The sequence below is a fragment of the Flavobacterium bizetiae genome, assembly GCF_902804475.1.
Taxonomy (GTDB): Bacteria; Bacteroidota; Bacteroidia; order Flavobacteriales; family Flavobacteriaceae; genus Flavobacterium; species Flavobacterium bizetiae.
Window position 1 is genome coordinate 1 of sequence record NZ_CADCSU010000151.1, and the last position, 8,902, is coordinate 8,902.

Consider the following 8,902-nt stretch of genomic DNA (forward strand, 5'->3'; position numbering starts at 1 on the left):
ACATTGTATATAATTTTTTAATATCCTCTTCTTCAAAATCCTTAGATTTTAAAATTGAATATTTTAAGATAAATTGAGCAAACAACAAAGATCCTTTGTTATTGTTGATATTCTTTTTTAGTGAATTTTGTAATAAAGAAAAACTCGTAACATTTTTAATGCTCTCCCCTATTGCACTTTCGATTGCAATTCGTTCCGGTTTAGTCTCAACTTTAAAGTATTTGTTGATATCCTTTAAAGAATTATTGATGCTGTTTTCTTCTTTTTTACCCTTTTCTTCCCAGGCATCTTTCAATCCAACTGTTTTGTTAAACACTAATTTTGAAGGAGTTGAATCTTTATCAACAGTAAAATATCCTAAACGTTGAAACTGAAATTTATCTTCATTTTGAACTGTTGATAAACTTGGCTCAACATATCCGGTGATGATTTCTAATGAATTTGGATTTACAAAATCTAAGAAATTTTTCTCTTTATAACTGTCCGGAGCTTCATCTGTAAACAAACGATCATACATACGAACTTCTGCTTCAATTGCATGCGATATAGAAACCCAATGCAATGTTCCAGACACTTTTCTTTGACTTGCTTCTGTCCCGCTTCCGCTTAAAGAATCTGTATCGTAAGTGACATGAATCTCTGTAATATTTCCTTCAGCATCTTTTATAACAATTTCTCCTTTAATGATATACGCATTTTTAAGACGTACTTCTTTTCCTAAAGTTAAACGGAAAAACTTCGCTGGAGCTTCTTCAAGAAAGTCTTCTCTTTCAATATATAATTCACGAGAAAAAGGTACTTTTCTGAATCCTGCATTTTCATCTTCCTGATTATTTTCGGCTTCAAGCCATTCCTCTTTTCCTTCAGGATAATTTGTAATTACCAGTTTTACAGGATCTAAAACAGCCATTACACGAGGTGCAATTTTGTTCAAATCTTCACGAATACAAAATTCTAAAACCGATACATTGATTAAATTATCACGTTTTGCAATTCCGGTTGTATTGGCAAAATTACGCAAAGATGCAGCTGTATAACCACGTCTTCTTAAACCTGAAATGGTAGACATTCTTGGATCATCCCAACCGTTAACATGCTTTTCTTTAACAAGTTGCTGTAATTTTCTTTTACTAACAACAGTATGTGATAAGTTACGTCTGGCAAATTCTCTTTGCTTTGGACGCAGTTTATTTTCATCTAAAATCTGATCTAAAAACCAATCGTATAATTCACGATGAGGCAAGAATTCAAGTGTACAAAATGAATGTGAAATCTCTTCTAAATAATCACTTTGTCCGTGTGCCCAATCGTACATTGGATAAATCTTCCAGGCATCACCGGTTCTATGGTGATGTTTGTGTAAAATCCTGTACATGATAGGATCACGCATCAACATATTGGTTGATTTCATGTCTATTTTTGCACGAAGAATATGAGTACCAGCCTCAAATTCACCGTTTTTCATTCTTTCGAATAAATCTAAATTTTCTTCAACAGAACGGTTTCTGTACGGAGAATCTGTTCCGGTTGTAGACGGAGTTCCTTTTTGAGTTGCCATATCTTCAGAAGACTGACTATCAACATAGGCTTTATCTTTTTTAATTAATAAAACTGCCCAATCGTATAATTGTTGAAAATAATCTGATGCATAACGTTCTTCTGCCCAGGTATAACCCAGCCATTCAACATCTTTTTTAATTGCATCAACAAATTCCTGTTCTTCTTTTTCAGGGTTTGTATCATCAAAACGTAAATTCACAGGAGATTGATAATCAATTCCTAAACCAAAATTTAATGCAATAGAACTTGCATGACCAATATGTAAATAACCATTTGGTTCCGGTGGAAAACGAAAATGAAGTTTACTTTGCGAGAGACCTGATTTAAGATCTTCTTCTATGATTTGTTCAATAAAATTGAGTGATTTATCTTCTGATGCCATTATTTTATAGTAATTTTAGCAAAGATAAAAAAAAGGTTTCAGGTTTCAGGTTTAAAGTTATTTAAGTGGCGTTAAACCTGAAACTTTAAACTTGAAATAATAAGAAAATGGGAGTTATAAAATTAAAAAACATTCGTACTTTTTCATACCACGGATGTATGATTGAAGAAGGAAAAATTGGATCTGATTATACTGTTGATCTAAAAATTAAAACAAATTTGCAAAAATCTGCTCAAACGGATCACCTTGCAGACACGGCTGACTATGTACATTTGAACAAAATTGTTACTGAAGAAATGGCCATTCGTTCGCATTTATTAGAGCATGTAGCCAAAAGAATCAATATTCGAGTGTTGGCAGAGATAGAAACTGCACAAAAAACAACAGTTTGGGTTTCTAAAATAAATCCTCCTATTGGTGGTGATGTTGAATCAGTTACTATAAAAATGAGCGAAATCAGAGCTTAATTCTTTAAATTAAAAAGCTATTTTTTAAAAATAGTTACTTTTAAACTTTTGAAATTTAAAGATTTTAGTTACTTTTGCCATCCGTTCAAGTAATGGCGTCGTGGCCGAGCGGCTAGGCTGGGCTCTGCAAAAGCTCCTACTCCGGTTCGAATCCGGACGATGCCTCTAAAACCTTCAAAGCAATTTGAAGGTTTTTTTTATGGCTAATTTTTAGAAAAAATTAGATAAAGATTACGTTCGAATCAGGACGATACCTCAAAAGAGATACATTTCTGTCTCTCGTTTTTTGTCCTTAATTTTTTGAAAAAAGTATTCAATATTTTTTATTAGATTTACAAATAAAAAATATGAGAAAATTATTATTTATACTGCTAATTTCAAGTTTTGTATCTGCACAAAATGTTGCGAAAGATACCTTATTAAGTGCAAACCAACCCGCAAGCATTTTAAAAATAGGAAAAACTAAAATCTATATTATTCAAAATAAAGAGAAACAAACACCATATGTACTACAAAAAGATGGTAGTTTTGTTTCTAAAGGTGTTCCATTTGTTACCATAGCCATTGATAAAAAATATTCAGGAGATACTAATGAAGTAATAAAAGCACTTTTTTTAAATCAGAATGACGTAAAGGGAGAAACTCACAAAGAAATTGTTAAATCTGGAGAAACAGATGTTTTTATCAGCACCATTAAACTTATAAAAGAAAAGAGATTAGGTTTAAATGTAACTTATCCGCTTAGTGATCGCTTTATAAATATGAATTTTTGGGTTAACTATCTGGATGATAAAGATGCAGATGAAAAATATGATGCAATTAAAGATATTATTCAAAATGGAATTATAGTTTTAGAAAACTATTATCAAACTCGAAAAATATAAACATAAAAAAACCTCTGAAATTCAGAGGTTTAATTTTATAATTTTGAGTTATTAACAACTACTTATCTATTTTCTCAAAGGCATTTCGAACCATTTCTTTTTCTTTTGGAAACCAACCCTGAGTTATTAACACAAGACCAAAAACCATTAAAACTATACTAATTCCTTTTTTAATTTTTAGAATGTTAGTAGGTGTCATTTTTGACTTTAACTGTTTGGCTAATAATATTTTAATACAATCTACTAATAAATAAGTAATAATAACAGCCGTAAAAAAAGTAAACATTCTAGAGTTTTGCATTTCTAGTTTTGGTCCGACAGAAATGATCACTGCTAACCAAAAACCTAATACACCAATATTGATAACGTTCAGTAAAAAACCTTTTACAAACAAACTACCATAGTTTCTTTTGATGATATCACGATCGATTTCTTCGTCATCAATTTTTTCTTCATTTCTTAATCTTACGAAAGAAATTATACCGTAAGCCAGCATAATAATTCCGCCAAAAATAAAGAGTGCCGGTTTATCTTTTAAACTCTGAATTAATCTGTAACTTCCTAAATAAGCGATTGCTATAAAAAAAATATCACCTAATACGACTCCAAGATCAAAAACTATTGCAGCTCTGAATCCTTTTGTAATACTGGTTTCTAGTAGTATAAAAAATACCGGACCTACCATAAAACTTAAAAAAAGTCCCCATGGCAGTCCAGCCAAAATATCATTTATCATTCAAATACGATTTCTTATTTTACTTCTTCTATTTTACCTCCAAAAACCGTTTTTTGATTAATTTGTTTCGGTTTTCCATAAATGTAAATAGAGCCTCCTGCGCTTACTTTTGCATCAACTAAGGTCGAAGCATTCACATCTGCTTTTCCTCCCGCAGAAACGCTTACTTTAGTCTGAGACGTGGCTAATTTACTTCCTAAGAAATATCCGCCAGCTCCTAAACTTGCATCAAGGTTATCTGCTTTACCAGTTGCTGTAATTTCTCCACCAGAAACTGAGCTTACTTTAAGTTTATCAACATCCAAAGCTACATTGATTTTAGCACCTTCCTGTGCACTAACTTTAAACGAAGTCGCTTTTATTGCTTCTGTGCTTGTAACATCGGCACCTTCATTAGCATCAATTAATTCGATATGTTTATAATACAAAGTTACCTGAAGATCGTTTCCTGACAAAAGTTTAGGAAAAGGCATTCTTAATTTTAATATTCCGTTTTTATTAACAGCTTCCAGCTCTGCTTCTCTTGTTCCTTTTATAACAAGTTTATTTTCAGATGACTGAACTAATTTTACACTTAATTTATCGAATACTTTAACCGTATCAAAATCACCTAACTCTTTGGTAACCTGACCAAAAGACATTTGAACAAATAAAATTGCCGCTCCTATAATTAACTTTTTCATACTTTTATTTTTATAATTAAACCTCTATTCTGCTCTTCTTAAAAAATGAAAATCCAGTTGTTTTTTGACTAAATCGGCATTTTTAACTTTTACATATATTTCATCTCCTAATTGTAAAATACTGTTTGAAGTCGCTCCAACTAAAGCATATTGCTTTTCATCAAAAGTATAATAATCATCTTTTATTTCTCTGATTCTTACCATTCCTTCGCATTTGTTAGACACGATTTCAACATAAATTCCCCACTCAGTAACACCGGAAATAACACCAAGGAATTCTTCGTCCTGATGATCCTGCATGTATTTAACCTGCATGTATTTGATACTATCGCGTTCAGCATTTGTTGCTAAACTTTCCATATTCGAACAATGTAAACACTTTGTTTCGTAAACTTCTTCATCTACAGAAGCGCCATTATCTAAATAATATTGCAGCAAACGGTGTACCATAACGTCAGGATAACGACGAATTGGCGAAGTAAAATGGCTGTAATAATCAAAAGCTAAACCATAATGGCCAATGTTCTCTGTAGAATATTTGGCTTTACTCATACTTCTAATAGCAAGAGTATCAATTAAGTTTTGCTCTTTTTTACCGTTTACTTCTTCCATCAAAGCATTCAATGATTTCGAAATATCGCCTTTGTTACGGAAATCTATTTTGTAACCAAATTTAGCAATTACGGTTTGCATCGCAATTAATTTATCTTCGTTTGGTTCATCGTGAATCCTGTAAACAAATGTTTTCTTTTGTTTTCCAATGTATTCAGCCACTTTTCTATTGGCCAAAAGCATGAATTCTTCAATAAGATGATTGGCATCTTTCGAAACTTTAAAGTAAACTCCTTCTGGTTCTCCTTCGGCATCAAGATTAAATTTTACTTCAACTTTATCAAAAGAAATAGCACCATTTTGCATTCTTTTCTTTCTTAGAATTTTAGCTAATTCATCTAATTTTAAAGTAGCATTTGTAATTTCATCAGAAACAGTATACGATTCTCCGGTAATTGAAATATCAACCGGAATTGTACTGTCTTTTGTTTCAATGATATATTGTGCTTCTTCGTATGCAAATCGCTGATCTGAATAAATTACAGTTCTACCAAACCATTGGTTAATAACTTGTGCATTTTCTGAAACTTCAAAAATAGCCGAGAATGTATATTTCTCTTCATTTGGACGTAACGAACATGCAAAATTAGATAAAACTTCCGGAAGCATTGGCACTACTCTATCAACTAAATAAACCGAAGTTGCACGTTGATAGGCTTCATCATCGAGAATTGTTCCTTCTTCAAGATAATACGAAACATCGGCAATGTGAATACCAATTTCGTAATTTCCGTTTTCTAACTTTTTGAAAGACAATGCATCATCAAAATCTTTTGCATCTTTTGGATCTATCGTAAATGTAAGTGTATCACGCATATCACGACGTTTTGCAATCTCTGATTCCTGAATCGAAGTATCTATTTTTTGTGCATAAACCTCTACTTCTACCGGAAAATCTGATGGTAAACCGTATTCAGCCAGAATAGCATGAATCTCTGTATTGTGTTCTCCTGGTTTTCCTAAAACTCTAATCACAGATCCAAACGGACTATCAGCTCTTTTTGGCCAATCTTCGATGGTAACTAAAACAACGTCACCATTTTCTGCTTCTCCAATTTTATCCTTTGGAATAAAAATATCCGTATACATTTTAGGATTTGCTGTAGATACAAAAGCAAAATTGGCTTGAATATCTATTACTCCTACGAATTCTGTTTTATTTCTTTCTACAACTTCAATTACCTCACCTTCAGGTCTTTTACCTTTTCTACGGTTATAAACATAAACTTTTACTTTGTCTTTGTCTAAAGCACGATTCAAATTATTGGTTGGGATAAATACATCTTCGCTAAAATCAGGACAGATAAAATAAGCCGTTTTTCTGCTCGTCATATCAATTGTTCCTTCGTAATAATCCTGACTCTCTGCTTTTACTAAATACTTACCAGGTTCAGTTTCTATAATTTTTTTTGAAGCAGCCAGAATTTTTAAATCTTTTATAATTTGGTTTCTGCTTTTTGTATCATCAAGTTCGAGCTTTGCTCCTATCTGTTTGTAATTAAATGCTTTATTAGGGCTTTGCGATAAAATTTTTATTATTTTACTTGAGAAATCTTTCTCGTTTTTTATCGGCTTTCTAATTTTCTTACTCATATATCTTTTCTTAAAAAGTTAAAATTACAAATAAGATATCAGATTATAGATTTTAACAAATAAATTATTAAAAATATAACTTTCGTATCTTTACAAAAAGACCCTTTATGGAAAGCTTTAAAACCATTGCCATATTCAATTATCAGCACGAAACAGTCGTTCTAAAGCACTTATTAGAGCAAGAAGAGATTCCGTATTATTTTGAGAACGAAATGACGTTATCTGTCATCCCAATGTACACCACAGCGCTGGGTGGAATCAAACTCAAAGTTCATCCAAACGATTTCGAAGAAGTTCAGCAAATCTTAGACAATCTTAATAACCCACTTAAAATTGTTTAAACTCATCTAATTTTTCAATTTCAAGATTTTTTTTCTTTTCAAATTTTTTAAAGTTGTCAACATATATTAAATACAACAAAAAGAAAAATTTAAATTAAATTAATTTTTGTTTGTTATTATAGCTTGTTAATATGTGCTATAAATTTATTTTTAAAAGCATTGAAATGAAGTTTCTCTTAGTTATCTTGAGTTATCAACATACTTATATTTTGTTAAACGATTAATTTATAAGACTTTTTGTATTTTAATTAACAACGGTTAACAACCAAAAATATATTCATTTTGTAGATAAGTTCATATGTTGATATTTGTTGAAAATGGCATTTTTGATATTGATAACTTTTCCAAAAATTCCTCAAACTTTATTAGGTTATTTCATTCCGGTTTTGGATTAGGTTTTTTTTCGACACAACCAAAAAAAACTTCTAATTTTCTATCCGAACTTATTAACAAATAATGTTAACTTAAAGTTAATTGAATATCAACGAATTAGCTTTTGCTATTAACATTATACAATTTTAACAAAATTCCTGATTATTATTTATTGATTATGAGATACTTACAACGTTGTTAATAATGTTAATAAGTGTTAATGTTTTGATATAAAGCCAGTTGTAATATTATATTTTTTGCAACGAATTTTACGAATGTACGCGAATTTTAATTGTTTTGTTTTGAGCAGGATTTAAAACTAACGATGAAAAAGAAATTAGTGAAAATTAGTGAAATTCGTGGCAAACATTTATTAAATGAGTAAATTTGTACTACACAACTTAATAGTATAGAAAAAATGAAAATTTCGATAGGAAATGACCACGCAGGACCAGAATATAAAAAAGCAATTGTTGAAATGCTTAAAGCAAAAGGATATGAAGTAACTAATTATGGTACAGATACAGATGCTTCTGTTGATTATCCGGATTTTGGTCATCCGGTTGCGAATGATGTATCTGAAGGTAAAGCTGATTTTGGAATCGTCATCTGCGGAAGCGGAAACGGAATTGCAATGACTGTTAATAAACACCCTAAAGTTAGAGCTGGTTTATGTTGGACTAAGGAAATCGCTTATTTAACTCGTTTACACAACGATGCCAATATTGTGAGCATTCCGGCGCGTTTTACATCGATCCCACAGGCGGTAGAAATTGTTGAAACGTTTCTGACAACTGCTTTTGAAGGTGGAAGACACCAAAACAGAGTGAATAAAATTGCTTGTCAGTAAAAAGTTTAAAAAAAAGGGTGCTTCGCACCATTAAAATAATAGTAAACCGGGCGGATTTTTTAAATTCATCCGGTTTTTTGTTTAAACATCTTAAATTCAGTTGATTATAAGGTTATCAACATTGTTAATATCTTTAATTTTATAAGCTAATTAGTTAAAAATAAGGCTGTACTAAAAATAATAACCTTGTTTATAAACAACAGTATAGCAATTGCAATTTGAATAAAAACGATTGCCGAAAATTTTAAGATAAAAGAAGGTTTACTGGTTTTATGTCTAAAAATAATCATTGCTAATAACAAACCTACAGAGCCTCCAACAGCAGCAAATGCAAAAAGTGTATTTTCAGGAATTCTTCTTTTATGATTGATTGCTAAATGTTTATCATATCCGGCAAGGATAAAAGCAATACTATTTATAAG

The 8,902-nt window shown here is 31.0% G+C and carries 9 protein-coding genes and 1 tRNA gene; 5 read left to right on the top strand and 5 right to left on the bottom strand.

Going from position 1 to position 8,902, the window contains the following annotated elements:
- Nucleotides 1–1,942: glutamine--tRNA ligase/YqeY domain fusion protein (locus tag FLACOL7796_RS20290; protein ID WP_173972618.1), on the bottom strand; the 1,942-nt coding region annotated here is incomplete at its 3' end.
- A 107-nt stretch (nt 1,943–2,049) separates the two neighbouring features.
- Between FLACOL7796_RS20290 and folB the strand changes: the two genes are divergently transcribed.
- From folB to FLACOL7796_RS20305, 3 genes are all read left to right on the top strand, one after another.
- The gene (gene folB, locus FLACOL7796_RS20295; RefSeq protein ID WP_173972619.1) at nt 2,050–2,409 is read left to right on the top strand and encodes a dihydroneopterin aldolase; all 360 of its coding nucleotides are present in this window, start codon (nt 2,050–2,052) and stop codon (nt 2,407–2,409) included.
- Nucleotides 2,410–2,503: 94 nt separating this feature from the next.
- A tRNA-Cys gene (locus FLACOL7796_RS20300) sits at nt 2,504–2,574 on the top strand.
- A gap of 182 nt (nt 2,575–2,756) precedes the next feature.
- On the top strand, nt 2,757–3,293 hold the full coding sequence (locus tag FLACOL7796_RS20305) for a hypothetical protein (protein WP_173972620.1): 537 nt from the start codon (nt 2,757–2,759) through the stop codon (nt 3,291–3,293).
- Nucleotides 3,294–3,351: 58 nt separating this feature from the next.
- Here FLACOL7796_RS20305 and FLACOL7796_RS20310 read toward each other — a convergent pair whose 3' ends face one another.
- The 3 genes from FLACOL7796_RS20310 to rnr are packed head-to-tail and all read right to left on the bottom strand — an operon-like array spanning nt 3,352 to nt 6,917.
- Nucleotides 3,352–4,029, bottom strand: coding sequence for a LysE family translocator (locus FLACOL7796_RS20310; RefSeq protein WP_173972621.1), 678 nt, complete (start codon nt 4,027–4,029; stop codon nt 3,352–3,354).
- A 14-nt stretch (nt 4,030–4,043) separates the two neighbouring features.
- Nucleotides 4,044–4,712 carry a head GIN domain-containing protein gene (locus FLACOL7796_RS20315; protein WP_173972622.1) on the bottom strand — a complete coding sequence of 223 codons (669 nt, stop codon included), beginning with the start codon at nt 4,710–4,712 and terminating at the stop codon, nt 4,044–4,046.
- Between the two features lie 24 nt (nt 4,713–4,736).
- On the bottom strand, nt 4,737–6,917 hold the full coding sequence (gene rnr / locus FLACOL7796_RS20320; protein WP_173972623.1) for a ribonuclease R: 2,181 nt from the start codon (nt 6,915–6,917) through the stop codon (nt 4,737–4,739).
- Between the two features lie 107 nt (nt 6,918–7,024).
- Between rnr and FLACOL7796_RS20325 the strand changes: the two genes are divergently transcribed.
- On the top strand, nt 7,025–7,258 hold the full coding sequence (locus tag FLACOL7796_RS20325; protein WP_173972624.1) for a putative signal transducing protein: 234 nt from the start codon (nt 7,025–7,027) through the stop codon (nt 7,256–7,258).
- A gap of 790 nt (nt 7,259–8,048) precedes the next feature.
- Nucleotides 8,049–8,480 carry a ribose 5-phosphate isomerase B gene (gene rpiB / locus FLACOL7796_RS20330; RefSeq protein WP_173972625.1) on the top strand — a complete coding sequence of 144 codons (432 nt, stop codon included), beginning with the start codon at nt 8,049–8,051 and terminating at the stop codon, nt 8,478–8,480.
- Between the two features lie 146 nt (nt 8,481–8,626).
- Here the strand turns inward: rpiB and FLACOL7796_RS20335 are convergent.
- On the bottom strand, nt 8,627–8,902 hold a 276-nt coding region (locus tag FLACOL7796_RS20335; protein WP_173972626.1), incomplete at its 5' end, for a DUF1294 domain-containing protein.

Excerpts from the sequence above, each read along its gene's own strand:
- folB (WP_173972619.1), top strand. The coding sequence starts at position 2,050 with ATGGGAGTTATAAAATTAAAAAACATTCGTACTTTTTCATACCACGGA.
- FLACOL7796_RS20305 (WP_173972620.1), top strand. The coding sequence starts at position 2,757 with ATGAGAAAATTATTATTTATACTGCTAATTTCAAGTTTTGTATCTGCA.
- FLACOL7796_RS20310 (WP_173972621.1), bottom strand. The coding sequence starts at position 4,029 with ATGATAAATGATATTTTGGCTGGACTGCCATGGGGACTTTTTTTAAGT.
- FLACOL7796_RS20315 (WP_173972622.1), bottom strand. The coding sequence starts at position 4,712 with ATGAAAAAGTTAATTATAGGAGCGGCAATTTTATTTGTTCAAATGTCT.
- rnr (WP_173972623.1), bottom strand. The coding sequence starts at position 6,917 with ATGAGTAAGAAAATTAGAAAGCCGATAAAAAACGAGAAAGATTTCTCA.
- FLACOL7796_RS20325 (WP_173972624.1), top strand. The coding sequence starts at position 7,025 with ATGGAAAGCTTTAAAACCATTGCCATATTCAATTATCAGCACGAAACA.
- rpiB (WP_173972625.1), top strand. The coding sequence starts at position 8,049 with ATGAAAATTTCGATAGGAAATGACCACGCAGGACCAGAATATAAAAAA.